This window comes from Pseudomonas kitaguniensis, from assembly GCF_049199985.1.
Classification (GTDB): Bacteria; Pseudomonadota; Gammaproteobacteria; order Pseudomonadales; family Pseudomonadaceae; genus Aquipseudomonas; species Aquipseudomonas kitaguniensis.
The window spans coordinates 13,826-38,499 of the sequence record NZ_JBLZPT010000004.1; the positions used below are offsets into that span (position 1 = coordinate 13,826).

Sequence of the window (24,674 nt, forward strand, 5' to 3'; positions counted from 1 at the left end):
AAGCCCGAGTGCCCATGTCTATTTCATCTCCCCTGTTGCGCCTGTTACTGCTCAGCCTGTTCAGCCTGATGTTCGCGCCCCTGGCGAATGCCGAGGCCGCAAAACGCCTGCGCATCGGCATCACCCTGCACCCTTATTACAGCTACGTGGCCAATATCGTCGGTGACAAGGCCGAAGTGGTGCCATTGATCCCGGCCGGCTTCAACCCCCACGCCTACGAGCCACGTGCCGAAGACATCAAGCGCATCGGCACGCTGGACGTGATTGTGCTCAACGGCGTTGGCCATGACGATTTCGCCGACCGCATGATCGCCACCAGCGAGCGCCCGGACATTGCGGTGATCGAGGCCAACGCTAACGTGCCACTGCTGGCCGCGACCGGGAATGCTGCACGCGGCGCCGGCAAGGTGGTCAACCCGCACACGTTTCTGTCGATCAGCGCATCGATTGCCCAAGTCAATAACATCGCTCGCGAACTCGGCAAGCTGGACCCGGACAACGCCAAGGCCTATACGCAAAATGCCCGCGCTTACGGCAAACGCCTGCGCCAGATGCGTGCCGATGCTCTGGCCAAGCTGACCAGCGCGCCCAACCCGGATTTGCGCGTGGCCACGGTGCACGCGGCCTACGACTACCTGCTGCGCGAATTTGGCCTGGAAGTCACCGCCGTGGTTGAACCGGCCCACGGTATCGAGCCAAGCCCCAGCCAGTTGAAAAAGACCATCGATGAACTGCGTGCGCTGGATGTGAAGGTGATCTTCTCGGAGATGGATTTCCCCTCCACTTACGTCGAGACGATCCAGCGTGAATCCGGGGTCAAGCTGTACCCGCTGTCGCACATTTCCTACGGCGAATACACGGCTGAGAAGTACGAAGTGGAAATGACCGGCAACCTCAACACGGTGGTGCGGGCGATTCAGGAGTCGGGCGCATGACAGCGGCGCAACAACTGACGGTGGCCAGCACTGGCCCGACGATTGAGTTCGATAACGTGTCGCTGACCCTGGGTCGCACGGTGATTCTGGATGCAGTGAGTTTTCAAGTGCAACCGGGCAGCATCCACGCGCTGGTAGGCCCGAACGGAGGCGGCAAAAGTTCGCTGATAAAAACGCTGCTGGGGCAAACCCCGCACCAGGGTCAATTGCGCCTGCACTGGCCGACTGCACCCGGCACCGTCGGTTATGTGCCGCAGGCGTTGGAATTCGACCGCGGCTTGCCGATGACCGTCGACGATTTCATGGCGGCCATGTGTCAGCGACGCCCGGCATTTCTGGGCCTGTCCAAACACACGGCAGGCGCTATTGGCGAAGCGCTGGAACGGGTTGGCATGCAGGGCAAACGCAAGCGCCGCATGGGTGCGTTGTCGGGCGGCGAGCGCCAGCGCGTGCTGCTGGCGCAAGGCCTGATCCCCGCGCCAAAACTGCTGGTGCTGGATGAACCGATGTCGGCCCTCGATGAAGCCGGTATCCAGGTGTTTGAGCGTTTGTTGAGTGACTGGCGCCTGGCCGGGATCACCGTGCTGTGGATCGAACACGACCTGGAAGCGGTTGGCCGCCTCGCAGATCGCGTCACCGGCCTGAACCGCCGCGTGCTGTTCGACGCCTCGCCAAAACAGGCGCTGACCCCGGAACGCCTGCTGACCCTGTTCTCCACTCACCCCAGGAGCCCGGCGCAATGAGTTATGAAACGTTTCGTTTGATGGTTCAGGGCTGGGCCTCTTCCGGCTATTTGCCGGAAGCGCTGGCCTATGGATTTGTTGTCAACGCCTTGCTCGCGGGCTTGCTGATCGGCCCGGTGTTGGGCGGCTTGGGCACGCTGGTGGTGGTCAAGCGCTTTGCGTTTTTCTCCGAGGCGGTCGGGCATGCCGCGCTGACCGGCGTGGCCGTGGGCATTCTGCTCGGTGAACCGTACACCGGACCGTACGGCGCGTTGTTCGGCTACTGCCTGTTGTTCGGCATCCTGCTCAATTATCTGCGCAACCGCACGGGCCTGGCGCCGGACACCCTCATCGGCGTATTCCTCTCGGTGTCGCTGGCGTTGGGGGCGAGCCTGCTGCTGATTCTGGCGGGCAAGATCAACGTGCACATTCTGGAGAATGTGTTGTTCGGTTCGGTGCTGACCGTCAACGGCAACGATTTACTGGTGCTGGCCATCGTTGGTTCGCTGGTGATGGCGCTGGCATTGCCGCTGTACAACCGCATCATGCTGGCAAGCTTTAATCCGCAACTGGCAGCCGTTCGCGGTGTGGCGGTGAAGACCCTGGATTACCTGTTTGTGATTCTGGTGACGTTGATCACCGTGGCGGCGGTCAAGGTGATCGGCGCGATTCTGGTCGGCGCGCTGCTGGTGATTCCTGCCGCTGCGGCGCGCCTGCTGAGCCAGTCGCTCAAAGGTTTTTTCTGGGTCTCGGTGGTAATCGCCACGCTGAGCACGCTGTGCGGCATTCTGCTGCCGATCATCTTCGACCTGCCCATCCCGTCCGGCGCCGCGATCATTCTGGTGGCCGGTATCGCCTTCGCTTTCGCCGCCATCGCGCGCGGCACCGTACCCAGCCTCAAAGGGAATCTTGGATAATGCGCCCTGTGTTTCGCCCACTGGCCTTGGCCATCGCTTGCTTGATCAGTACCTCGGCGCTGGCCGCGGTGGATGGCTTCCAGCCCAGGGACTTCACCGCCCATCACGGCCTTGGCAATGCCGCGCTGAGCAAAGCCAAATCGATAAAACCGGTGAAGGTTCTGGCCTCGCTACCGATCACTTACGGTCTGGCCGAGGTGCTGCTCAAGGGCACCGACGTGAAGCTTGAGCGCGCCGCCCCGGCGAACCTGCCGGGCTCGCGCCAGGTGTCTTATTTTACCGGCCGTGGCGCCCCGGCCCTGCACACGCTGGCGCAGGACGCCGACGCCGCCATCGGCCTGCGCTCCCTGTGGCCGGATGACCCGCTGTACCCCGTCGCACGGCGCAGCAATGTGCGCATCGTCGAAGTCGACGCCGCGCGCCCGGTGGACGGCGGTTTGCCGGGTATCGCCGTGCAACCGGGCAGTGCCGATGGCCTGAACAGCCAGCCATGGCAGTCGAGCAACAATATGGGGCGCATGGCCGATGTGATGGCCGCCGACCTCAGCCGCCTCGCCCCCGAAGCCAAACCGACCATCGACGCCAACCTTGCCGCTCTCAAACAGCGCCTGCTCAAACTCAGCGCCGACAGCGAAGCGCGGCTGGCCAAGGCGGACAACCTCAGCGTGATCAGCCTGAGCGATCACTTCGCGTATTTGGTCAGCAGTTTGAACCTGGAAGTGGTCAGTACCGATGCACGGCCAGATGCTGATTGGACGCCTGAGGCGTTGCAGCAATTGAGCGCCAACCTGAAGGACAGCGAGGTAGCGCTGGTGCTGCATCACCGGCAGCCAAGTGACGCGGTTAAAGCTGCAGTAACGGCGGGCGGTGCACAGCTATTGGTATTGAACGTCGACGGCGCGGACCCGGTGACGGAGCTTGAAACCAATGTCGACCACGTGATCAACACCCTCAGCCCCTAGGCGATGTGGAAGCGGGGTTGCTGTGTTGTGCAGGCTTACTGTGGCGAGCGGGCTGGCCACAACAGCCCGCTTGCCATAGCAAGCTCATTTGCCATAGCAAGGCCGTTTGCCAAGGGCTTAAACCACGTCCACCCCGACATGAATTGCATCATGCCGCCAGAACTCCAGGTCGCAGTCGATCAACCGCTGATGCTGGTCATAATTAACCCGGGCGATGCGCAAGCCCGGGCTGCCCACCGACACGCGCAAGGCGGCGGCGGCTTCCACCGGCAATGACGTCGGCACAATCTCGAAACGCACACGGCCGTAGTGCAGGTCGTACTTGCGTGCGTAAAGCTCGGTCATCGACTGGGTCAGGTCGCACGCCAGAATCCCCGGAAAATACTGCGGGTTCAGGTAATGCTCCACATACAGCACCAAGCGCCCATCAATCCGCCGACAGCGGCAAATCTGAATCACGCTCGACAACGCCGGCAACTGCAACCATGCACACACCGCCGCCGACGCCGGCTGCAGCCGCGCCGAGATCACCTCGGTCGACGCCACCCGCCCCTGGTCGCTGACCATCGCGTGGAAGTGGCTGCGCTGTAACAGGTTGTAGGCCAGCCGGGGCGGCGAGACAAACCAGCCACGGCGCTCTTCGCGATAAATCTGGCCTTGGGCCTCAAGCTGTAACAAGGCTTCCCGCACGGTGATGCGAGTGGTACCAAACAACTCGCTGAGCTTGCGCTCGGCGGGCAATTTACCCGCAGGCGGCAACAGGCCGTGGTCGATCTGCTCTTGCAGCGCCAGGCCAATAGAGGTAACGGCCTTGATTGCCTCATCGCGCATCAACATTCCCTATCTGGACTAGACCAGCACCTTACCGGTGCGTAAACCACACGTTATTCAGGCTTTTGCTGTTGCCTGCCAGCCTAGGCAGTGCAGATGACCGACAGATGACAGCCCCTGCCCTGCCTTGCGGCGCACTCTGCGCACACCCTGCAATACATCGGCCAAGTCCAAGGCAGGCGGGCACTTGAGCATGGTCTACGCTGAGTCTGAACTGAGCGACACAGGCGTTTGAAAAACGACATCGACATGAAACTGTCATCCATCGCGCCTAGATTGGCTCAGGTATTGCTGACCTAGACCAACACCACCGCAAACGTCGATAAAAACGCAGCGTTGAACACGCCCAAAGGAGCTTCGGATGAAACAGCTTTTCCTGGCATCACTGTTAGGCTCGACCCTTGCCATGTGCACCGCCGCCATGGCCGCTGATACCGATCTAAAAACGCTCGAAGCCGCCGCGCGAGCGGAAGGCGCCGTCAACAGCATCGGCATGCCCGATGACTGGGCCAACTGGAAAGGCACGTGGGACGACCTGACCAAAATCTACGGCCTCAAGCACACCGACACCGACATGAGCTCGGCGCAGGAGCTCGCCAAGTTTGCGGCAGAGAAAGATAACGCCAGCGCCGATATCGGTGACGTCGGCGCAGCCTTCGGCCCGATTGCGGTGAAACAGGGCGTGGCTCAGCCGTACAAACCCACCACCTGGGCGCAAGTACCGGATTGGGCGAAAGATAAAGACGGCAACTGGGCACTGGCCTACACCGGCACTATCGCGTTCATCGTCAACAAAAAACTGCTGCACGGCTCCGAAGCACCAAAAAGCTGGGCTGACCTGAAGACCGGCAAATACAAGGTCTCCATCGGGGACGTCGGCACCGCCGCGCAAGCCGCCAACGGCGTACTCGCGGCCGCCCTGGCCAGCGGTGGCGACGAGAAAAACATCCAGCCTGCGCTGCTGATGTTTGCCGAAATCGCCAAGCAAGGTCGCCTGTCGCTGGCCAACCCGACCATCGCCACCATGGAAAAAGGCGAAGTCGAAGTGGGCGTGGTCTGGGACTTCAACGGCTTGAGCTACAAAGCCAAAATGGCCAACCCGGATGACTATGTAGTGCTGATCCCATCGGACGGCTCGGTAATTTCCGGCTACACCACCATCATCAACAAATACGCCAAGCACCCGAACGCCGCCAAACTGACGCGTGAATACAGCTTCAGCGACGCTGGCCAAATCAACTTTGCGCGCGGTAACGCCCGTCCAATTCGTGCCGAGCACCTGACCTTGCCGGCGGACGTACAGGCCAACCTGTTGCCGAACGAGCAGTACAAAAAAGCCATGCCGATCAAGGATGCCGACGCTTGGGAGAAAACCTCCAAGGCACTGCCGCAGAAGTGGCAGGAAGAAGTCATCATCAATATGCAGTAAGCGGGGCGGTGTAGCAGCGGGCTTTGTGGGAACAGGCTTGTGTGTGTGTGTGTAAGCGAAAGCCCGCTCCCACATAAGCCTGATCACGCAAACACCTGCTCCCACACTTGATCCAGCTAACCATTCGTTGCGGAGCTCCAGCCCCTATGAAGCACAACGTCATCCTGGTGGTGCTCGACGGCCTGAACTACGAAGTTGCCCGACATGCAATGGGGCACCTTCAGGCCTATATCGGCGCAGGACGCGCAGCGCTTTACAAACTGGAATGTGAGCTACCGGCCTTATCCCGCCCGCTGTATGAATGCATCCTCACCGGCGTGCCACCGATCGACAGCGGCATCGTCCACAACCATGTCTCGCGCCTGTCCAACCAGCGCAGCATCTTTCATTACGCCACCGACGCAGGCCTTGGCACTGCGGCGGCGGCTTACCACTGGATCAGCGAGCTGTATAACCGCACGCCGTTTATTGCCGCGCGTGACCGGTATACCGACGACAAGGCGCTGGCGATCCAGCACGGGTATTTCTATTGGAGTGACCACTACCCGGACTCCCACCTGTTCGCCGACGCCGAAAGCCTGCGCCGCCAACACGCGCCGAACTTTTTGCTGGTGCACCCGATGAACATTGATGATGCCGGCCACAAACATGGCCTCGACACCGCGCAATACCGCAACAGCGCACGCTCGGCCGACATCATCCTTGCCGACTACTTGCAAGGCTGGCTGGATGCCGGCTACCAGGTGCTGGTGACCGCCGACCACGGCATGAACAATGACCGCTCGCACAACGGCCTGCTGCCGGAAGAACGCGAAGTGCCGCTGTTCGTGGTGGGCTCGGCGTTCAACTTCGACCCGACTGCACTGCCCAAGCAAACCGAACTGTGCGGCACCGTCTGCGAACTGCTCGGTGTGCCTCACGACAAACCTGTCTGCCGGGAGCTGTTGAAGTGAGCGCAATGACCCGAAGCAAATGGCTGGCGCTGTTGTGCCTGGTGCCATTTGCGCTGTTTTTTATCGTGTTTGAAATTGCCCCGTTGGGGTGGGTGTTGGTCAACAGCCTGGAATCGGAAGAGTTCGGATGGGGCCTCGCCAACTTCACTAAAATCTTCAGCTCGAAGTTCTACCTGCAAGCCATCCAGTACAGCCTGGAAATCAGCTTCTACTCCAGCGTGTTCGGGATCATCATCTCGGTGCTTGGCAGCTATTCGCTGCGCCGTGTAGATGGGCCGCTGCGTAACTTCGTGACCGCGTTCGCCAACATGACCAGCAACTTTGCCGGCGTGCCCCTGGCCTTCGCGTTCATCATTTTGCTGGGCTTCAATGGCAGCATCACGATTATGCTCAAGCAGGCCGGGATCATTCAGGATTTCAACCTGTACTCCAAAACCGGTTTGATCATTCTGTACACCTACTTTCAGATTCCACTGGGCGTGCTGCTGCTCTACCCGGCCTTTGACGCGCTGCGTGAAGACTGGCGCGAATCGGCCTCGCTGCTCGGCGCCAATGGCTGGCAGTTCTGGCGGCATATCGGCCTGCCGGTGCTGACCCCGGCGCTGCTCGGCACCTTCGTCATCCTGCTGGCCAATGCCCTCGGCGCCTATGCCACGGTGTACGCGCTGACGACCGGCAACTTCAACGTACTGCCGATTCGCATCGCGGCGATGGTCTCCGGTGACATCTCGCTGGACCCGAACATGGCCAGTGCCCTGGCCGTGGTGCTGGTGGCGCTGATGACGGTGGTCACCGTGGTGCATCAACTGCTGCTCAAGAGGAGCTACCATGTCTCGCGCTGAAGCCAGCCCCGCCGCCCTCTACCATCGGGTAGTGGTGTATGTGTTGTTTGCGATCCTGGTTCTGCCGCTGGTGGGCACCTTTGTCTACTCCATCGCGAGCAGTTGGTCGGCGACCATTCTGCCGGCCGGTTTTACCCTGAAATGGTATGTGCAACTGTGGAGTGACCCACGCTTCTTGATGGCCTTCGGTCAGTCACTGCTGGTGTGTGTAGGCGCGCTGGCGCTGTCGGTGGTGCTGATTCTGCCGCTGCTGTTCGTGGTGCATTACCACTTCCCCAAGCTCGATGCGCTGATGAACATCCTCATCTTGCTGCCCTTCGCCATACCGCCGGTGGTGTCGTCGGTGGGCTTGCTGCAACTCTATGGCTCCGGGCCGCTGGCGATGGTCGGCACGCCGTGGATTCTGATCGGCTGCTACTTCACTGTGGCGCTGCCGTTCATGTACCGCGCGATCACCAACAACCTGCAAGCGATCAACCTGCGCGACCTGATGGACGCCTCGCAACTGCTCGGCGCCAGCACGTGGCAGGCGGCGATCCTGGTGGTGCTGCCGAACCTGCGCAAAGGCTTGATGGTGGCGCTGCTGTTGTCGTTCTCGTTTTTGTTCGGTGAATTCGTGTTCGCCAACATCCTCGTGGGCACCCGCTACGAAACCCTGCAGGTGTACTTGAACAATATGCGCAACACCAGCGGCCACTTCACCAGCGCCATCGTGATTTCCTATTTCTTCTTTGTGCTGGTGCTGACCTGGGCCGCCAACATCTTGAACAAGGATAAAAGCCAATGAGCTTCGTCAGCGTCCAACACCTGCAAAAAGGCTACACCGGCACACCGGTGTTCAGTGACATCAACTGCGAGGTCGCCAAAGGCGAATTCGTCACCCTGCTCGGCCCATCCGGTTGCGGCAAGTCGACCTTGCTGCGTTGCATCGCCGGGCTGACGCCGGTAGACAGCGGCAAAATTCTGCTGGAGGGCCAGGACATCGTCCCGCTGAGCCCGCAAAAACGCCACATCGGCATGGTCTTCCAAAGCTATGCGCTGTTTCCCAACATGACCGTGGAGCAGAACGTCGCGTTTGGCCTGCGTATGCAAAAGGTCAATGCCGACGACAGCCACACACGTGTGCAGGAAGTGCTGCAACTGGTGGAACTCAAAGAATTCGCGAGCCGCTACCCGCACCAGTTGTCCGGCGGCCAATGCCAGCGCGTGGCGCTCGCACGTTCCCTGGTGACGCGCCCGCGCCTGCTGCTGCTGGATGAGCCGCTGTCGGCGCTGGACGCACGCATTCGCAAACACCTGCGCGAACAAATCCGCCAGATCCAGCGCGAGCTGGGGCTGACCACGATTTTCGTGACCCACGACCAAGAGGAAGCGCTGACCATGTCGGACCGGATCTTCCTGATGAACCAGGGCAAGATCGTGCAGAGCGGCGATGCCGAGACCCTCTACACCGCGCCAGTGGACGTATTCGCCGCCGGGTTTATCGGCAACTACAACCTGCTCGATGCCGCCAAGGCCAGCCGGTTGCTGCAACGGCCGATCAGCGGGCGCATCGCAATTCGCCCGGAAGCCATCGAATTGCGCCGCAGCGGCGAACTCGACGCATTGGTGCGCAGCCATAGCCTGTTGGGTAACGTCATTCGTTATCGCGTCGAAGCACGCGGCGTAGAGCTGGTGGTCGATGTGCTCAACCGCTCGGCCGCCGATTTGCACCCCGATGGTCAGCGCCTGGCACTTTCTATCGACCCCAGTGCATTGTGTGAAGTAGCCTGACGCAAGATTTATTGAGAGAGCATGACGGATGGCATTGGTAATTTTTGATCTGGACGACACCCTGATCCACGGCGACTGCGCCACCCTGTGGAGCGAGCAAATGGGCCGCCTGGGCTGGGTCGACCCTGAGTCGTTCATGCGCAAGAACGTTGAGCTGATGGACGCCTACAGCCAAGGCAAGCTGTTGATGGAAGATTTCATGGACTTCAGCCTGGAGCCGATGATCGGCCGCACGCCGGAAGAAATCGATCACCTTGTGGAGCCATGGGTTGAGGACATCATCGAGCCGCTGATCTACAGCGAAGCCACCAAGACCATCGCCCGCCACCGCGCCAATGGCGACCGGGTTTTGGTGATTTCCGCTTCGGGCACGCACTTGGTCAAACCGATTGCGGCGCGCATCGGTATTGATGAAGTGCTGGGCATTGATCTGGACGTCAGCCATGGCGTGTACAGCGGCCGTACCGTGGGCGTACTGAGTTACCGTGAAGGCAAGATAACGCGGTTGCTGGCATGGTTGGAGCAAACCGGCGAAACGCTGGACGGCGCGTACTTCTACTCGGACTCGCGCAATGATTTGCCGCTGCTGCTGAAGGTCGATCACCCGCAGGCAGTGAACCCGGACCCGGTGCTGCGCGAACACGCCGAGAAGGCCGGCTGGCCAATCCATCAGTGGACCTGACAGCTCACTTTTGAACTGCAAACCCAAGCAAATGTGGAGGGGGCTTGCTCTCGATGGCGGTGATCTGTGAAGACTATTTCATCCGACACTCTGCCATCGGGAGCAAGCCCCCTCCCACACGCCAAAGGCCCGCTGCCGCCACATGAATGCCAACTTGGCCTACATCGCAGGTAGGACTGGGCGCTTCTAACCACGCCACATGACCTTCCACGCCTTGCAATGCTTTCACAGTGCCTCCATAGTGACTCTGGACTGAGCCCGTCGCTGTAGCATCGGGCTTTTTGCATTATGCGACCGGCCCATATGGAACCGGCGACTTCAAAGACGGCCTAATATGCGTTATCAATTGCCCCCGCGTCGAATCAGCATGAAGCATCTATTCCCCAGTACCGCCCTCGCTCTTTTCATTGGTCTCGGCTTCGCGTCGATGTCGACCAATACGTTCGCAGCCAACAGCTGGGATAACCTTCAGCCTGATCGCGATGAGGTGATTGCGAGCCTTAACGTCGTCGAGTTGCTCAAGCGCCATCACTACAGCAAGCCGCCGCTGGACGACGCTCGCTCGGTGATCATCTATGACAGCTACCTCAAGCTGCTGGACCCGTCGCGCAGCTACTTTCTGGCCAGCGATATCGCTGAGTTCGACAAGTGGAAGACCCAGTTCGACGACTTCCTCAAAAGCGGCGACCTGCAGCCCGCCTTCACTATCTACAAGCGCTACCTGGACCGCGTGAAAGCGCGTCTGGATTTCGCCTTGGTTGAGCTGAACAAAGGCGTCGACAAACTCGACTTCACCCAGAAAGAAACCCTGCTGGTGGATCGCAAGGACGCGCCTTGGCTGACCAGCACCGCCGCGCTTGATGACCTGTGGCGCAAACGCGTCAAGGACGAAGTGCTGCGATTGAAGATCGCCGGCAAAGAGCCCAAGGCGATTCAAGAGCTGTTGACCAAGCGCTACAAGAATCAGTTGGCACGTCTGGACCAGACCCGTGCCGAAGACATCTTCCAGGCGTACATCAACACCTTCGCGATGTCCTACGACCCGCACACCAATTATCTGTCGCCAGATAACGCGGAAAATTTTGATATCAACATGAGTCTGTCGCTGGAAGGCATCGGTGCCGTCCTGCAAAGCGACAATGACCAGGTCAAAATCGTGCGTCTGGTGCCGGCAGGTCCGGCGGACAAGACCAAGCAGGTTGCCCCGGCTGACAAGATCATCGGCGTGGCCCAGGCCGACAAAGAGATGGTCGATGTGGTCGGCTGGCGCCTCGACGAAGTGGTCAAGCTGATCCGTGGGCCGAAAGGCAGCGTGGTGCGCCTGGAAGTGATTCCGCACACCAATGCACCGAACGACCAGACCAGCAAGATCGTGTCGATCACCCGTGAAGCGGTGAAGCTCGAAGACCAGGCCGTGCAGAAGAAAGTCCTCAACCTCAAGCAGGATGGCAAGGACTATAAGCTGGGCGTGATTGAAATTCCCGCGTTCTACCTGGACTTCAAGGCCTTCCGTGCCGGCGACCCGGACTACAAGAGCACCACCCGCGACGTTAAAAAAATCCTGACTGAGCTGCAGAAGGAAAAAGTCGACGGCGTGGTCATCGACCTGCGCAACAACGGCGGCGGTTCCCTGCAGGAAGCCACCGAGCTGACCAGCCTGTTTATCGACAAAGGCCCGACCGTGTTGGTACGCAACGCTGACGGCCGTGTCGACGTGCTCGAAGACGAGAACCCGGGTGCCTTCTACAAAGGCCCGATGGCGTTGTTGGTCAACCGTCTTTCGGCCTCCGCCTCGGAGATTTTTGCCGGCGCCATGCAGGACTACCACCGCGCGCTGATCATTGGCGGGCAGACCTTCGGCAAAGGCACCGTGCAGACCATTCAGCCGCTGAACCATGGCGAGCTCAAGCTGACGCTGGCCAAGTTCTACCGGGTTTCCGGCCAGAGCACCCAGCATCAAGGCGTGCTGCCGGACGTTGACTTCCCGTCGATCATCGACACCAAGGAAATCGGCGAAAGCGCCCTGCCCGAAGCCATGCCGTGGGACACCATCCGCCCTGCGATCAAACCGGCGTCGGACCCGTTCAAGCCGTTTATCACGCAGTTGAAAGCTGACCACGACGCACGTTCCGCCAAGGACGCCGAGTTCGTGTTCATCCGCGACAAACTGGCCTTGGCCAAGAAGTTGATGGAAGAAAAAACCGTCAGCCTCAACGAAGCGGACCGTCGTGCACAGCACACCGACATCGAGAATCAGCAACTGGTGCTGGAAAACACCCGCCGCAAGGCCAAGGGTGAAGACCCGCTCAAAGAGCTGAAGAAAGAAGATGAAGATGCGCTGCCGACCGAGGCGGAAAAAACCAAGCCGGAAGACGACGCCTACCTGGCCGAGACTGGCCGGATACTGCTGGACTACCTGAAAATCAGTAAACAGGTGGCCAAGCAGTAAATGATGGCGATTTAATGTGATCGCTCCTCGGAGTGTCATCATATAGACATCATTCTGTCGTGAAATAAAGGATCGCAGGCTTAAGGCCTGCGATCCTTTTTTTTCGATCGAGATCGCCATGACCATGACCGAACAGCTGAATGCATTGGGCTCTATCTTGGCTCAAGGCAGTTTGTACAGCCTGTTCCAACCGATCATCTGCCTTTCTGACCGCAGTATCCTCGGCTACGAAGCCCTCAGCCGTGGCCCGTCCAACAGCCCGCTGCACTCCCCCGTCGCGTTATTCTCGGTGGCCAGCCATGCAGGGCGCCTGAGCGAACTGGAAATGGCCTGCCGCGAAAGTGCCTGTCGACGTTTCAGCGCACAGAAATTACCCGGCAAGCTTTTCCTGAATATCTCGCCGGAGTCGCTGATGGAGACGGCGCACCAACCAGGGCGCACCCTGCAGCTGCTGCGCGACTTCGGTATCGCGCCCAGCCAAGTGGTGATCGAACTCACCGAGCAAACGCCCACCGACGATTTCGACTTACTGCAAACCGCTTTGCATCATTACCGCGACATGGGCTTCGCGATTGCCCTGGATGACTTGGGCGCCGGCTATTCCAGCCTGCGTTTATGGTCGGAACTGCGCCCGGATTACGTGAAAATTGATCGGCATTTTATCGACGGCATCCATCAGGATGCGCTCAAGCGCGAATTTGTCGGTTCCATCCTGCAGATTGCCCGGGCGTCGCGCGCTCAAGTGATTGCCGAAGGCATCGAGCTGCCCGAAGAACTGGCGGTGTTGACGGAGATGGGCGTCGACCTGGTTCAGGGTTACTTGCTGTGTCGTCCGCAGGAACATCCGCCGCAGGAAGCGCGCCAGATGCTGCCCAAGCCCGACACCGCCAACCTCGCGCTCAGTGACGAAGGCACTGACCTCAGCGCGCTGCTCAACGAACAACCGGCCGTCGACCAGGACACCGCCACCGCCCAAGTGCTCGAAGCGTTCCGGCGCCAAGCCAACCTCAATTCGCTGGCAGTCCTGGATAAACGCGGCCACCCGATCGGCATTGTGCACCGACATTCGTTATCGGATGTGCTGCTCAAACCGTTCGGCACCGACCTGTTCGCGCGCAAACCCATCAGCCGCCTGATGAGTGCTGATTTTCTGGCGGTGGAGTTGAGCCAATCCCTGCAACAAGTCAGCCGCCTGTTGACCAGCCGCGCGCGGCAACGGATTGAAGAAGACTTCATCATCACGCTCAACGGTGACTACCTGGGCTTGGGCCGGGTAATTGACGTGCTCAAGCTGATCACCGAACTGAAGATCCAGCAGGCGCGTTACGCTAACCCGCTGACCTTGCTTCCGGGCAACGTGCCGATTCAGCAATGCCTGACGCGCCTGCTGCAGCAACAACGCGAGTCGGTGATCTGCTACGTGGATATAGACAGTTTCAAGCCGTTTAACGATATATACGGCTACGGGCGCGGGGATGAAGTGTTGCTGTGCCTGGCACAGTGCCTTAACGATCGGGTCGACCCCAGCCGTGACTTTGTCGGGCATATCGGTGGCGATGATTTTTTGCTGGTGCTCGGCCCGCAGGATTGGCGCAAACGGCTCAACCAACTGCTGGATGACTTTCACACCCAATGCCGGCGCTTTTACCGCGCTGAACACCTCGACGCCGGCTGCTTTGTCGCGTTGAACCGCCAGGGCGTGCGTCAGGAATTCGCGTTGCTGTCACTGTCGATCGGCGTGGTGCATTTATATCCACAGGCCTGTGGACAACTCGATGCCAGCCAGTTAGCAGAGCTGGCATCGCAGGCCAAGCACCATGCCAAGAACGTGGCTGGCTACAGCATCCACGTGATCGACAGCATGGCCATGCTGCCGCAGACGCTTTAGGCCTCGGCCGACTCCGGGTATTCGTATTCGAACACCCGTACCACCTCTGAGGCGTGCCAGGACGCTGCGGCCACGCCATCGGACGGCCCGCTGAAACGTCCCAGCCGCTCCACACATTCAAAGAAACCGGTGCGCGGCAGGCGGCTCGCGCCTTGGCTGATGACCAGCGAGCTGCGCAGCGGCTGCTCGGCTTTGGCGTCCAGCGCGGCCAGGTGTTCAAGCGCGGCAGCGAGGGTTTGCATCGCCGGCGTAGGAAATTGCAGACGCTCCAGCAGCGCGCGGTAGGTCAGCAAATGGCGCTGGCGACGCGCCTGGTCCAGTTCGTTGAGCAACCCATCCCAGTGTTGACGGCTGATACGTAGGCTCAAGATTCATCCCTCCAACCTGCAACGCCCAATTCCCACGCCAGACTGCGGCGAATGGCGGCATCCGGCTGGCGTTCACCACTTTCAATCAAACCCAGATACGAAGGGCTGATACCCACGGTGCGGGCCAGTGTTTCTATAGCCAGGCCCTTGGCTTCACGCAGGCTGCGCAGGTCTGCGAGCGGGCGCAAAACCTGATCGGGAGCGCCCTGGGCAGTGGTGGATGGCTTTGATGCAGGTTGTTGCTGACCGGCAGCTTTTAGTAGCGCCTGGTACTGATCCCATGGCAACACCGCGTACTCGGGTTCGCCATCGCGTGAAATTATCTGAATATCCATGAATGCCCCGTAGGATTACACCACTCACTAAGTAAGCCCTTTCCTTAGGAGTGTAATCCTAACCGGCATAAAGGTCGCAGGACGATAGCCTCGTCAGGCTTTTTTTTGCGGGTTTTCCTGCTCCAGCAGCGCAGGCGTCGCAGGAAGGCGCTCAACTACGGCGAGCTTTTCCGGGCGCTGGGCGTCGCGCCAGGCACGAAACGCGCTCAGCTCGCCTTCCAGGGTCTTCATGACCCACGCCAGCACGGCAATGTCATCGAGCATGCCGAACACCGGGATAAAATCCGGAATCGCGTCAATCGGGCTGAGAAAGTACATCAGCCCCGCCACCACCGAGAGCAACGCCTTGGGGCTGATCGCGCGGTATTCGCCACGCCAGTAGGCCAGGCACAGGGATTGAAGCAACTTGAGGTCATCCTTGAGCTTGCCCAAGCGATTGCCTTGGCTCGAGCCTTTGGCGGCGACGGCAAACAGCAACGTCGGCAGACGCCCACGGCCAAGCAAGCGGGCGGCCATCGGCAAGAAACGGGTGAAATTGAAGGGTGGTTTCATTCGTCACTCCAGTTCCAGGCGACAGAAAAGGTTATCCACACAAATTGTGGATAACCTTGTGAACAGAGCCTGTTTTATTGTCTGAAAGCCACGGGTTACAAGGCTTGCAGTCAGATCGGGCGTTTTTTGTGCACATCAAAAAAACCCAAGAAATCATTGACTTGGCACCGCTGTGCGGCTAGCCATGCTCAGGTCTTATATCAGACTGTTTCAGAATACGGACGTTCGTTTGGATTTGCCGAGGCTTTAGTGCGGTGGCTGAAACGTTTTAGCGAGTAAACCATCGACAGATGGATTATGCAGACGCCAGAAACAACAACGCCCCGTCGAAACGGGGCGTTGCAGGTTCAGTCGCCGATTACTGCTTGGCGGCTGGAGCAGCAGGTGCGTCAGGGGCTTCAGCCTTGGCTGGGTCCTTGATGCCGAGCAGTTCCAGGTCGAACACCAGCACCGAGTTGGCTGGAATAGCCGGGCTCGGGCTCTGTGCGCCGTAAGCCAGGTCGGACGGGATGTACAACTCGACCTTCTCGCCAACGTGCATCAGTTGCAGGCCTTCAACCCAACCCGGAATCACGCCGCTGACCGGCAGGTCAATCGGGCTACCGCGATCCACGGAGCTGTCAAAGGTGGTGCCGTTGGTGAGTTTGCCGGTGTAGTGAACAGTCACCACGTCGGTCGGCTTGGGCTGAGCGCCGTCGGCCTTCTTCACGATCTTGTACTGCAGACCGGAAGCAGTGGTGACTACGCCGTCTTTCTTGGCGTTGTCTTCGAGGAATTTTTTGCCGGCGGTTGCCGACTCTTCACTCATTTTGGTCATGCGTTCTTCAGCACGCTTCTGCAGTGCGGCAAACGCTTCAACCAGTTCGTCGTCTTTCAGCTTCTGTTCTTTCTTGCCGACGGCATCTTCGATACCTTGGGCTACCGCTTTGGAGTCCAGGTCATCCATACCTTCCTGAGCAAGGCTTTTGCCCATGTTCAGGCCGATTCCGTAGGAAGCTTTCTGCGCCGGGGTTTTCAGCTCTACGCTGGTCTGCGAATCACAACCCGCAAGTACCAGGCTAACCAGGGCCACCGCCGCCGCCAACCGATGCTGTTTCATGCTATTTCCTTGTTCATGCGCCAATAGGGCATTCGAATAAAGTCGCGAGCTTATCAGGCGGCCACGACCAATGGCTACCGGCATCTGAGCAGGAAACTTCTGATAAGTTCACGTGTTTAAAAGCATTTTCATTGTTCACGGCCCTGCGCGACGGATCGCGAGGCCACTTGCAACCGAACTAATGGCCACTTGCCGCACTCGCGGCGCAGTGGCATAACAACGCTACGCCTCGACACGCCCAAGGCAAGGCCAGCACAAGGCCTACACAAGGCCTACACAAGGCCTACACAAGGATAGTTATCTTGCGCATTTTTTCCCGTATCTTGATCCTGATATTCACCGCACTGGGCCTGGCAGTAGCCGTGGTGCTCTACTACATCGTCAACCCCAAACTGCCGGACTACCTGCCTGTAGAGCAGGTGCACTACCAGGACCAATGGAGTGCGGCTGATCGCCAGACCTACTATTTCACGCCCCAAGGCACCCAGGTCAAGGGCCTGCATTACGACTGGTTCACCGCCCTGGAACTGCCGTTTTCGCAACAGCGTTTTGCCGCGCCAGAGTACTTGGCACGCTTCGGGTTCCTGGTCGACCCCAAACAAACGCCCACCGCGCAAAACCCCGGCAACCTGCCGGTGGGTTTCGCCCGACACGCTAATGCCGGCAGCCAGGTTGAATACCTGGACATCACCTGCGCCGCCTGCCACACCGGCGAGCTGCATCTCAACGGCCAGGCCTTGCGCATCGACGGCGGCTCGGCCCAGCACGTATTGCCCTCTAGCGTGCCCACGTTGCGCGGTGGCAGCTTCGGCCAGGCCCTGGTGGCCAGCCTGTTCAGTACTTATTACAACCCATGGAAGTTCGAACGGTTTGCCCGCAAGGTGCTGGGTGATCGTTACGAGGCTGAGCACAGCCAGTTGCGCGAGGACTTCAAACAGTCACTGGACATGTTCCTCAAAGTCGCCTGGAACGACACTCACCGCGGCCTCTACCCCACCGAAGAAGGCCCGGGCCGCACCGATGCGTTTGGCCGCATCGCCAACGCCAGCTTTGGCGACGCCATTTCGCCTGAAAACTATCGCGTGGCCAATGCGCCAGTGGACTACCCGCAACTGTGGGACATCTGGACCTTCGACTGGGTGCAATGGAACGGCTCGGCCGAACAACCCATGGCCCGCAATATCGGTGAAGCGCTCGGCGTCGGCGCCACACTGGACTTCTTCGACAGCGCCGGTCAGCCGCTTCAGGGCGACGCACGCTACCCGTCCAGCGTGCGCGTACGCCACCTCAACCTGATCGAAGAAACCCTGCAACGCCTGAAGCCGCCCACGTGGCCGCAAGACTTGTTCGGCGCCGTCGACAAGCCCCTTGCCGCGCAAGGCCGCGCGCTGTTTGCCGAGCACTGCGCCGGTTGCCATGTGCCGCCCGTCAGCCAGGTCAACGGTCGCCCGGTGCAGCAACTGAAAATGCTGCCCGTGGCGTACATCGGCACCGACCCCAGCGCCGCCAACAACATTGCCGATCAGCGCTATGACCTCAGCGCCCTGCAATGGGACCCGGCGCAATTGGCCGAGCTGAACGTCAACCTGCACCCGGCACCGACCGCACCGCTGGACCTGCGCGCACTCTCGGTGGCGCAGGGTCTGGCCTACGTCACCGCCTTCGTCGAAGACCACGCTTACCGCGCCGCCGGTGTAACCCCGGCCGAACGCCCGCGCCTGAACGGCTACGGCCTGCCCATTGGCGTGCGCGAATTGCGCGCGTACAAGGCGCGGCCACTGGCGGGCGTGTGGGCCACCCCGCCGTTCCTGCACAACGGCTCGGTGCCGACGATTTATCAACTGCTCTCGCCCCAGGACGAACGCAGCGTCACCTTCTATAAAGGCACCTTCGACTACGACCCGCAGCACTTGGGCTTCCAGACCAAGGCGTTCAAAAATGCGTTCCTGTTCGACACCACCCTGACCGGCAACCACAACAGCGGCCACGAATTTCGTGCCGGCCCGCGTGGCAATGGCGTGATCGGCCGTGGCTTGCTGCCGCAGGAACGCTGGGCGTTGCTGGAATACCTCAAAGTGCTGGGCGGCCCGCTGGAGCAACAGTTGCCATGATTATCCGATCTCAACACAAGGAAGGTTCAATGCTCGCTCGTCTGTGGCTGCGCCTCGGCGCGTTTCTCGGCAAGACCTTGCTGTGGCTGGTGGGCCTGGGGTTGCTTGGTTGGCTGCTCGCCACGGCCTGGTTTGCCTGGCAGCACAGCGGCCCGGTGTCGGCCAACGAGCAGGTCCCGCCGGGTGAAGCCGCCATGACCCAGGGCATCATCCAAACGGCGGTGCGTATCGTCGACCAGCACCGCGAAGGCACGCGCTATTTGCGTGATGCCCACGCCAAAGCGCATGGCTGTGTGAAGGCCGAAGTCAGCGTGCTGACGAACCTCGACCCGGCGCTGCGCCAGGGTGTATTCGCCGAGCCTGGCAAGACCTGGCAAGCGTTGATACGCCTGTCCAACGGTAACGCCTACCCGCAATTCGACAGCATCCGCGATGCGCGCGGCATGGCACTGAAGCTGCTCGATGTACCCGGCAAACAATTGATGGCCGACCAGCAAACACGCACGGAACAGGACTTCGTGATGTTCAGTCACGCGAACTTTTTTGTCAGCGATGTGGCGGAGTACGCGCAGAACATCGGCGCTCAAGCCGACGGCAGTAAAGTGCTGGCGTTCTTCCCCAAGGCCGACCCGCGCAGTTGGCAGGTGCGCCACTTGTTTATCGCCCTGGCGACCTTGGCACCGGCGCCAGCCAGCCCGACGCAGGCCACTTACTTTTCGGTTTCGCCGTACAAGTTCGGCGCAGCCAACGCCAAGTTCCGCGTGGCGCCTGACCCGCAAAGCTGCCCGCAATACCAACTGCCCAAACAGAACCAGGACCTGCCGAATTTTCTGCGCAGCGCTTTGAATCAGCAACTGTCGACGGACCGCGTGCCGGCGTGTTTCGTGCTGCAGATACAGCGGCAGAACCCACAGAAATTCATGCCGATCGAAGACACCAGCATCGAGTGGAAAGAGAGCGACGCGCCGTATGAAACCGTGGCCAGGGTGAAAATCCCTGCGCAGGACTTCGACACACCGGCCTTGAACCTCGCGTGCGACAACCAGTCGTTCAACCCCTGGTTCGGGGTCGAAGAACACCGCCCCATCGGCGGCATCAACCGCTTGCGTAAAGCCGTGTATGAAGCCATCAGTGATTACCGCCACAGCCGCAATACGCCGTAAAGAGTGCGTAAGCATTGGCTCGGCGCAGTAAGGATTGCGTAGGGCCTATTGAGCCGCGCTGGGCCCGGCTCTACGGTGATGGCCTACCCCATCACCCGTATAGGCAGCCACCGTGGAAAGCTCAACCCTGGGCATGATCGTACTGACCATTATCGCTGTGTTCGGCACCGCGTCCTTTTGCTTCGAACACCTCGCGACACGCCAGCCGCGCAGGAAAAAACCCAATCGATAAATCGCAAACGAAAAAAAGCCCGCTCAATGAGCGGGCTTTTTCAGGTTACCTGGCGTTCAGTGTTCCAGGTGACCAAATATGGCGCAGCGGACGGGACTCGAACCCGCGACCCCCGGCGTGACAGGCCGGTATTCTAACCGACTGAACTACCGCTGCGCGTAACACATGAAGCGAATGGTGGGTGATGACGGGATCGAACCGCCGACCCTCTGCTTGTAAGGCAGATGCTCTCCCAGCTGAGCTAATCACCCTTCGTTTCGGTGTGGGCGCATCATACACCAAAAAAACGTAATGTCTTGATTTAAATGAAATTTATTCAAAAAAAATTAAAACACGAGTTTTTGCCGTATTTCGGACAAAAAAAAGCCCGCTGTTAAGCAGGCTTTCTGTGGTCACCTGGCGTTCAGCGTTCCAGGTAACCGAATATGGCGCAGCGGACGGGATCATAACTCACCCTCTAAATCGTTGAAAGCTTGAGGTTTCCATAGTCTAGCGTGTCGCTGATGGACTTGATTATGTACTTCTAATGAGAGGCTGGCAATCTGAGGACCGTACCGTTTTGATGCAATGCCGAGTGTATCGAGAACCTCAAACCTCTATGGCGAGCACAATTCTGAATGAGCACGGCTGGGACCCGGAGTTGGTTGAGGTCGCGTTAGCGCATGTCGATAAGGACGAAGTTCGGAGCGCTTACAACCGAGCGGATTACATCGAACGCCGGCGGCCAATGATGGCGTGGTGGAGCGAGTACATCCAGAAGGCGGCGACCGGCAGCCTGTCAGCGTCTGCCATCAACCGAACCAAGGAACGAAACGTCCTTTCAATACGCTAAGCGTGGATAGGTTGGCGACAGCGGGACAATCCGCGTAATCAGTGGCGTGCTGTACCGCGACAGAGGTGGCGACTTTCGCCAAAACGCGCCCATGCGCACGCGGCACTCCACCAGGCAAGCCCTGATCCTGGGAACGCTCATCGCTGGCTGAGCTACTGCGAAGCTACGGGTACGAGGCCAAACATCGAGGACCTTCCGGCATCACAGGATAGCGTTAGCTTATCGCCACGCGACAGTCCGGCAACGCACGACCTTCTCCTTTTTATTATGACGCTCGAGGTGTTGAAGACGCCCGAGTGAGTCGTTCTGCGGAACGGTATCATTTCCCGCATAATCTTTCCGCAGGCAAAGGCCATCAATCAATTCTGCCGAGTTATCGCTTAAGGCCATGCTGACTGCTTTTACGAAACGATTTAGCCCAAATTCAGACTGATTTCGACAATTGAAGATTTTACATCCCGCTCCGGCCGCTAGTACTCGCTGGACAGAAATAGAATAAACCGGCTTTGCCCAAGGCGCGCGAGCCAACTCAAACAATTAAATGAAGAGTCATACGACGAATTTATTTACCATATTTTGCAGTTGAACGCCCAATCGGGCCAGTTCCACACTCGACGATGCGGTTTCATCACTGGCGAAAGCGTTCTGTTCGGAAATATCCCTAACACTCAAAATACTGCGATTTATTCCTTCTGCAACCGCACTTTGCTCTTCGGCAGCCGCCGCAATCTGGACATTCATCGATTCGATGGTCGAGATCGAGTGGCTTATACTCATGATGGACGCTCCGGCATCGCGTGTCAGTTCCACGCTGTTGTCACTCAACGCTCGGCTGTTATCCAGGATTGCTGCAACCTGTTCCGTCCTGCTATGCAAACCACTGATCAGTAACGCGATTTCCTCTGTAGATAACTGGGTGCGTTGGGCGAGGCTTCTCACCTCGTCCGCCACCACCGCGAATCCTCGTCCGGCTTCACCAGCCCGCGCAGCCTCGATGGCGGCATTGAGAGCCAATAAGTTGGTTTGCTCTGCCACCGCCTTGATCACATCCAGCACCCCACCGATCTTGTTGCTCTGGGCTTTGAGATCGTCCATGGCGGTTTTGGAGTGACCAACCTCGATCGCTAGCCTTTCGATTCGTAGGATCGCTTTTGAAACAACGTCGCCACCCTCCCGAGCCTCCAGTGAAGCGCTGATCGCCGCCCGGGAAGCTTGCTCAGCGTTCCTTGCGACTTCCTGCACAGTGGCAGCCATTTCGTGCATGGCCGTGGCGACCTGGTCTGTTTCGCTCTTCTGGCTGTTGACGCCATCGTTAGTCTGCTCAGTCACCGTCCGAAGTTGTTCGGCAGCGCTGGATATCTGAATCACACCGTCACGTAGACCACCAATCAACACGCGCAAGTTAGCCGTCATCTTATGCATGCTGGTCTGCAATCGCCCCAGTTCATCCTGACGAGTCGTGGTCTGTGTATCTGTCAGGTCACCATTCGCTACCTGCTCCGCGAGCCTTAAAGCATCGAGTAGCGGTGTAACGATCAAGCGGGTAATGATCCAGGCGATCAAGACGCTCATGACGAGAACGACAATCAACCATAGAACAAGATATTTTTCCGCTTGCCGGATATCACTGACCAGCAAGGCTTCCTGGTTCTCAGTCAGTCGTGCAGTGGACGAGAGCAGGCTGGCAATATTCTGTTCGATACCGGTCTGGGCATCCTCGACAGCCACCTGCGCATCGCCAAACCGGGAAATTGCATCCTGATACGCATTTAACGAAGTCTGGAGAGTTTTCACTGTGTTCGCTTGTAAGTCGAACCCCTCCAGATTGTTGATATACCCGATAGTCGTGGCGACGGAAGAACCCGCCACTTTTTTGGTCTCGGCATTCAGAGAGTAGGTATAACCGCGCACATCGAAACGCATTTTTTGAAACAGGCTGAGCGCCTGCGCCGTTGCAGCACGCTGAGCAATATTCCCTTCCGAGGAGTTCGCGAAATCGTCCAGGTCATTTAGCGCATTGGTCGCCATTTCAGCCTGGCGCCCCGCCGCCGCACGATTGGCGAGCATCGCGGCGGTGCCACGAATGATGTCGTTATAGTAATCCCGCGATTGTTTCAGGGCGGTGGCTGCCGCCTCCAGATGGGGAGCATCGGACTCGGAACCAAGCACCGAACGTACATAAACCAAATGGCTTTCCAGATTCTCTAGGTTGACCAGCCAATTGGCCGCATGATCAGCATCGTAGTTGATCGCGTAGGATAAGCGGCCAATCAACATGTCCCGCGTCAACGTCCCGAGCTTTCCAATGTCTGTAATTTTTTCGCTTCTCTGGCTTAACATTTGAATACCGCTCCAGCCGGTAAAGGCGACCAGAACTGTCAGGACAATAATCAGGGTAAAGCCGAGTATGAGCTTCGATCTTACGGTGATATTCAGAAGCGCATTACTCAACATAGCGCGTCCTTGCAGGGCGAACCCACGCTGACCCGGCTGAGTAGGCCCTGAACGGTTTCAGTTGAAAGCCCCAGCGCCTCAATCAGGTCATTGGCCTTGAGCAACGCTTCCCCGACAATCAGCCCGGCTGTGGCAACGATGGCTTCCGTGGCGGGCATTGCAACGTTCGCAATACGCCCAAGCGCCAGCGTAAATAACAGGCCGTAGGGAACGTCCTCCCAGACATAACGCGTCTCTATATGGGTGGGGCCAGCAGGGCCGCCTCGTTTTCGATGAAGTTCCCTGGCCACGTCGGCTAATTCAACCGATTCAATGTTGAACGACTGACGCAGCTTCTGGCTAAAGCTGGGGAGACTCCAACCAAAGACACTGGCGAGCGAACGGCGCTCTGCATCCAGCGCTTTAATCACCCCTGCTGTGCTGGACGTCATGTAGTAGTACTGCGGCCAATCTTCACCGCGTTCGATTCGTGTCCAATTGAACAAGGCCAGCGGCACATGGCCGACGGCACTGGTGTTGGAAAGCATCGAACTCAGCGGATTTTCTTCAGCTTTAAAGTCACTCCCGAACAGTGATTTACAGACATCCAATGCAAGCCCCTGTTGCGAAACAGGTAAACAGGAAACCCCTAAACTCGGGCGCTTCGTCATGATGTGGACATGTGCCGGCCCCTTGCGTCGAGCCGTTAACGCCGTTGTACCAAAGCTTGCAACAGTGATCTCAATGCCGCGAGTGAGCGCACTCTCGTACAAATAAAGTGAGGAGAGAGAAGCCATGGAACTGACAATCACAATCTGCCCCGTTCGTAGATGCGGTAACAGAGCGTCCATGACTGTTCGATGCCCATTAAGTGGCAAGGCAATGATAATGACGTCAACGCCAGTGGCGAGTTCTTCGGCACTTTTTGCGTAACTGACTTGAAACGCTTCTTCGAGCAATCCCGTTGCTCGCAACGGCTCACTTCGCAGCAGTTCTGCACTGCCTGTCTGAGGCGACCAGACGACAACATCATGTTGGCCATGTGAAATCCAGGCCGCATAGGCGAGACCTATCGCACCAGAGCCAGCTATTCCAGTTTTCAGGCGAAGCATTTATAAACCCCACAGTTCTGTGTCTACGATGCGTAGTACCGCGCTCGCACGGCA

Annotated in this window: 21 protein-coding genes, 2 tRNA genes and 3 pseudogenes; 15 read left to right on the plus strand and 11 right to left on the minus strand. The window is 58.8% G+C overall.

Annotated elements, in window-relative coordinates; translation table 11 throughout:
• The first annotated feature begins 14 nt into the window (after positions 1-14).
• Genes ACOZK9_RS07175 through ACOZK9_RS07190 form a run of 4 tightly spaced genes read left to right on the plus strand, consistent with a single transcriptional unit; the run spans position 15 to position 3,536 of the window.
• Positions 15-935 (plus strand): metal ABC transporter substrate-binding protein, encoded by a 921-nt coding sequence (locus tag ACOZK9_RS07175; protein WP_058413550.1) that lies wholly within the window; start codon positions 15-17, stop codon positions 933-935.
• Complete coding sequence (locus ACOZK9_RS07180) at positions 932-1,678, plus strand: metal ABC transporter ATP-binding protein (protein ID WP_058413549.1); 747 nt, start codon at positions 932-934, stop codon at positions 1,676-1,678. Before ACOZK9_RS07175 ends, ACOZK9_RS07180 begins: the two co-directional genes overlap by 4 nt.
• On the plus strand, positions 1,675-2,574 hold the full coding sequence (locus ACOZK9_RS07185; protein WP_058413548.1) for a metal ABC transporter permease: 900 nt from the start codon (positions 1,675-1,677) through the stop codon (positions 2,572-2,574). Before ACOZK9_RS07180 ends, ACOZK9_RS07185 begins: the two co-directional genes overlap by 4 nt.
• A complete protein-coding gene (locus tag ACOZK9_RS07190) occupies positions 2,574-3,536 on the plus strand; it encodes a metal ABC transporter solute-binding protein, Zn/Mn family (protein WP_421555517.1) in 963 nt (320 codons plus the stop codon). Before ACOZK9_RS07185 ends, ACOZK9_RS07190 begins: the two co-directional genes overlap by 1 nt.
• A 117-nt stretch (positions 3,537-3,653) precedes the next feature.
• Here the strand turns inward: ACOZK9_RS07190 and ACOZK9_RS07195 are convergent, their stop codons facing one another.
• Complete coding sequence (locus ACOZK9_RS07195; protein ID WP_058413566.1) at positions 3,654-4,367, minus strand: UTRA domain-containing protein; 714 nt, start codon at positions 4,365-4,367, stop codon at positions 3,654-3,656.
• A gap of 361 nt (positions 4,368-4,728) precedes the next feature.
• On the opposite strand from ACOZK9_RS07195, the gene ACOZK9_RS07200 reads away from it, so the two are divergent.
• The 6 genes from ACOZK9_RS07200 to ACOZK9_RS07225 all read left to right on the plus strand — a co-directional run bounded on the left by ACOZK9_RS07200 (position 4,729) and on the right by ACOZK9_RS07225 (position 10,046).
• Positions 4,729-5,796 (plus strand): ABC transporter substrate-binding protein, encoded by a 1,068-nt coding sequence (locus ACOZK9_RS07200; RefSeq protein WP_122252221.1) that lies wholly within the window; start codon positions 4,729-4,731, stop codon positions 5,794-5,796.
• Positions 5,797-5,942: 146 nt separating this feature from the next.
• A complete protein-coding gene (locus tag ACOZK9_RS07205; protein WP_122252219.1) occupies positions 5,943-6,749 on the plus strand; it encodes an alkaline phosphatase family protein in 807 nt (268 codons plus the stop codon).
• A gap of 5 nt (positions 6,750-6,754) precedes the next feature.
• Positions 6,755-7,591, plus strand: coding sequence for an ABC transporter permease (locus tag ACOZK9_RS07210; protein ID WP_152746568.1), 837 nt, complete (start codon positions 6,755-6,757; stop codon positions 7,589-7,591).
• The gene (locus tag ACOZK9_RS07215; RefSeq protein ID WP_421555518.1) at positions 7,578-8,378 is read left to right on the plus strand and encodes an ABC transporter permease; all 801 of its coding nucleotides are present in this window, start codon (positions 7,578-7,580) and stop codon (positions 8,376-8,378) included. Before ACOZK9_RS07210 ends, ACOZK9_RS07215 begins: the two co-directional genes overlap by 14 nt.
• On the plus strand, positions 8,375-9,364 hold the full coding sequence (locus ACOZK9_RS07220) for an ABC transporter ATP-binding protein (RefSeq protein ID WP_058413542.1): 990 nt from the start codon (positions 8,375-8,377) through the stop codon (positions 9,362-9,364). The genes ACOZK9_RS07215 and ACOZK9_RS07220 overlap by 4 nt, the downstream gene beginning before the upstream one ends.
• Before the next feature lie 28 nt (positions 9,365-9,392).
• Positions 9,393-10,046: an HAD family hydrolase gene (locus ACOZK9_RS07225; RefSeq protein WP_058413541.1), complete on the plus strand. Its 654-nt coding sequence runs from the start codon at positions 9,393-9,395 to the stop codon at positions 10,044-10,046.
• A 118-nt stretch (positions 10,047-10,164) separates the two neighbouring features.
• On the opposite strand, the pseudogene ACOZK9_RS07230 reads toward ACOZK9_RS07225, so the two are convergent.
• Positions 10,165-10,275, minus strand: a pseudogene (locus ACOZK9_RS07230) (NAD(P)H-quinone oxidoreductase); the annotation flags it as partial.
• 138 nt (positions 10,276-10,413) lie between these two features.
• On the opposite strand from ACOZK9_RS07230, the gene ACOZK9_RS07235 reads away from it, so the two are divergent.
• Positions 10,414-12,495, plus strand: a complete 2,082-nt coding sequence (locus ACOZK9_RS07235) for a carboxy terminal-processing peptidase (RefSeq protein ID WP_172979834.1) — start codon at positions 10,414-10,416, stop codon at positions 12,493-12,495.
• Between the two features lie 118 nt (positions 12,496-12,613).
• Positions 12,614-14,383: a bifunctional diguanylate cyclase/phosphodiesterase gene (locus ACOZK9_RS07240; protein ID WP_058413539.1), complete on the plus strand. Its 1,770-nt coding sequence runs from the start codon at positions 12,614-12,616 to the stop codon at positions 14,381-14,383.
• Here the strand turns inward: ACOZK9_RS07240 and ACOZK9_RS07245 are convergent.
• From ACOZK9_RS07245 to ACOZK9_RS07260, 4 genes are all read right to left on the minus strand, one after another.
• The gene (locus ACOZK9_RS07245; RefSeq protein WP_005786715.1) at positions 14,380-14,751 is read right to left on the minus strand and encodes a hypothetical protein; all 372 of its coding nucleotides are present in this window, start codon (positions 14,749-14,751) and stop codon (positions 14,380-14,382) included. The two genes, ACOZK9_RS07240 and ACOZK9_RS07245, sit on opposite strands and share 4 nt — an antisense overlap.
• Positions 14,748-15,086, minus strand: coding sequence for a helix-turn-helix domain-containing protein (locus ACOZK9_RS07250; protein ID WP_152750280.1), 339 nt, complete (start codon positions 15,084-15,086; stop codon positions 14,748-14,750). The genes ACOZK9_RS07245 and ACOZK9_RS07250 overlap by 4 nt, the downstream gene beginning before the upstream one ends.
• A gap of 93 nt (positions 15,087-15,179) precedes the next feature.
• Positions 15,180-15,638 carry a YkvA family protein gene (locus tag ACOZK9_RS07255; RefSeq protein ID WP_058413537.1) on the minus strand — a complete coding sequence of 153 codons (459 nt, stop codon included), beginning with the start codon at positions 15,636-15,638 and terminating at the stop codon, positions 15,180-15,182.
• A gap of 358 nt (positions 15,639-15,996) precedes the next feature.
• Positions 15,997-16,737 (minus strand): BamJ family beta-barrel-assembly machinery protein, encoded by a 741-nt coding sequence (locus tag ACOZK9_RS07260; RefSeq protein WP_058413536.1) that lies wholly within the window; start codon positions 16,735-16,737, stop codon positions 15,997-15,999.
• A gap of 302 nt (positions 16,738-17,039) precedes the next feature.
• On the opposite strand from ACOZK9_RS07260, the gene ACOZK9_RS07265 reads away from it, so the two are divergent.
• The gene (locus ACOZK9_RS07265; protein WP_421555519.1) at positions 17,040-18,848 is read left to right on the plus strand and encodes a di-heme-cytochrome C peroxidase; all 1,809 of its coding nucleotides are present in this window, start codon (positions 17,040-17,042) and stop codon (positions 18,846-18,848) included.
• Between the two features lie 29 nt (positions 18,849-18,877).
• Positions 18,878-20,011, plus strand: a complete 1,134-nt coding sequence (locus ACOZK9_RS07270) for a catalase family protein (RefSeq protein WP_421555520.1) — start codon at positions 18,878-18,880, stop codon at positions 20,009-20,011.
• A 311-nt stretch (positions 20,012-20,322) separates the two neighbouring features.
• Here the strand turns inward: ACOZK9_RS07270 and ACOZK9_RS07275 are convergent.
• Positions 20,323-20,399 (minus strand) — tRNA-Asp (locus ACOZK9_RS07275).
• A gap of 19 nt (positions 20,400-20,418) precedes the next feature.
• A tRNA-Val gene (locus tag ACOZK9_RS07280) sits at positions 20,419-20,494 on the minus strand.
• A 341-nt stretch (positions 20,495-20,835) separates the two neighbouring features.
• Between ACOZK9_RS07280 and ACOZK9_RS07285 the strand changes: the two are divergent.
• Positions 20,836-21,075 (plus strand): annotated as a pseudogene (locus ACOZK9_RS07285) (integrase); the annotation flags it as partial.
• A gap of 549 nt (positions 21,076-21,624) precedes the next feature.
• Here ACOZK9_RS07285 and ACOZK9_RS07290 read toward each other — a convergent pair.
• The 3 genes and pseudogenes from ACOZK9_RS07290 to ACOZK9_RS07300 all read right to left on the minus strand — a co-directional run bounded on the left by ACOZK9_RS07290 (position 21,625) and on the right by ACOZK9_RS07300 (position 24,620).
• The gene (locus tag ACOZK9_RS07290; RefSeq protein ID WP_421555625.1) at positions 21,625-22,497 is read right to left on the minus strand and encodes a methyl-accepting chemotaxis protein; all 873 of its coding nucleotides are present in this window, start codon (positions 22,495-22,497) and stop codon (positions 21,625-21,627) included.
• A pseudogene (locus tag ACOZK9_RS07295) lies at positions 22,483-23,529 on the minus strand (methyl-accepting chemotaxis protein); the annotation flags it as partial. The gene ACOZK9_RS07290 and the pseudogene ACOZK9_RS07295, both read right to left, overlap by 15 nt.
• Positions 23,523-24,620, minus strand: coding sequence for an NAD/NADP octopine/nopaline dehydrogenase family protein (locus ACOZK9_RS07300; RefSeq protein WP_421555521.1), 1,098 nt, complete (start codon positions 24,618-24,620; stop codon positions 23,523-23,525). The gene ACOZK9_RS07300 and the pseudogene ACOZK9_RS07295, both read right to left, overlap by 7 nt.
• Positions 24,621-24,674 lie beyond the last annotated feature (54 nt).

Bases quoted from the DNA above. Each gene is read 5' to 3' on its own strand.
- ACOZK9_RS07175 (WP_058413550.1), top strand. From the start codon at position 15: ATGTCTATTTCATCTCCCCTGTTGCGCCTGTTACTGCTCAGCCTGTTC.
- ACOZK9_RS07180 (WP_058413549.1), top strand. From the start codon at position 932: ATGACAGCGGCGCAACAACTGACGGTGGCCAGCACTGGCCCGACGATT.
- ACOZK9_RS07185 (WP_058413548.1), top strand. From the start codon at position 1,675: ATGAGTTATGAAACGTTTCGTTTGATGGTTCAGGGCTGGGCCTCTTCC.
- ACOZK9_RS07190 (WP_421555517.1), top strand. From the start codon at position 2,574: ATGCGCCCTGTGTTTCGCCCACTGGCCTTGGCCATCGCTTGCTTGATC.
- ACOZK9_RS07195 (WP_058413566.1), bottom strand. From the start codon at position 4,367: ATGCGCGATGAGGCAATCAAGGCCGTTACCTCTATTGGCCTGGCGCTG.
- ACOZK9_RS07200 (WP_122252221.1), top strand. From the start codon at position 4,729: ATGAAACAGCTTTTCCTGGCATCACTGTTAGGCTCGACCCTTGCCATG.
- ACOZK9_RS07205 (WP_122252219.1), top strand. From the start codon at position 5,943: ATGAAGCACAACGTCATCCTGGTGGTGCTCGACGGCCTGAACTACGAA.
- ACOZK9_RS07210 (WP_152746568.1), top strand. From the start codon at position 6,755: ATGACCCGAAGCAAATGGCTGGCGCTGTTGTGCCTGGTGCCATTTGCG.
- ACOZK9_RS07215 (WP_421555518.1), top strand. From the start codon at position 7,578: ATGTCTCGCGCTGAAGCCAGCCCCGCCGCCCTCTACCATCGGGTAGTG.
- ACOZK9_RS07220 (WP_058413542.1), top strand. From the start codon at position 8,375: ATGAGCTTCGTCAGCGTCCAACACCTGCAAAAAGGCTACACCGGCACA.
- ACOZK9_RS07225 (WP_058413541.1), top strand. From the start codon at position 9,393: ATGGCATTGGTAATTTTTGATCTGGACGACACCCTGATCCACGGCGAC.
- ACOZK9_RS07235 (WP_172979834.1), top strand. From the start codon at position 10,414: ATGAAGCATCTATTCCCCAGTACCGCCCTCGCTCTTTTCATTGGTCTC.
- ACOZK9_RS07240 (WP_058413539.1), top strand. From the start codon at position 12,614: ATGACCATGACCGAACAGCTGAATGCATTGGGCTCTATCTTGGCTCAA.
- ACOZK9_RS07250 (WP_152750280.1), bottom strand. From the start codon at position 15,086: ATGGATATTCAGATAATTTCACGCGATGGCGAACCCGAGTACGCGGTG.
- ACOZK9_RS07255 (WP_058413537.1), bottom strand. From the start codon at position 15,638: ATGAAACCACCCTTCAATTTCACCCGTTTCTTGCCGATGGCCGCCCGC.
- ACOZK9_RS07260 (WP_058413536.1), bottom strand. From the start codon at position 16,737: ATGAAACAGCATCGGTTGGCGGCGGCGGTGGCCCTGGTTAGCCTGGTA.
- ACOZK9_RS07270 (WP_421555520.1), top strand. From the start codon at position 18,878: ATGCTCGCTCGTCTGTGGCTGCGCCTCGGCGCGTTTCTCGGCAAGACC.
- ACOZK9_RS07290 (WP_421555625.1), bottom strand. From the start codon at position 22,497: ATGCATAAGATGACGGCTAACTTGCGCGTGTTGATTGGTGGTCTACGT.
- ACOZK9_RS07300 (WP_421555521.1), bottom strand. From the start codon at position 24,620: ATGCTTCGCCTGAAAACTGGAATAGCTGGCTCTGGTGCGATAGGTCTC.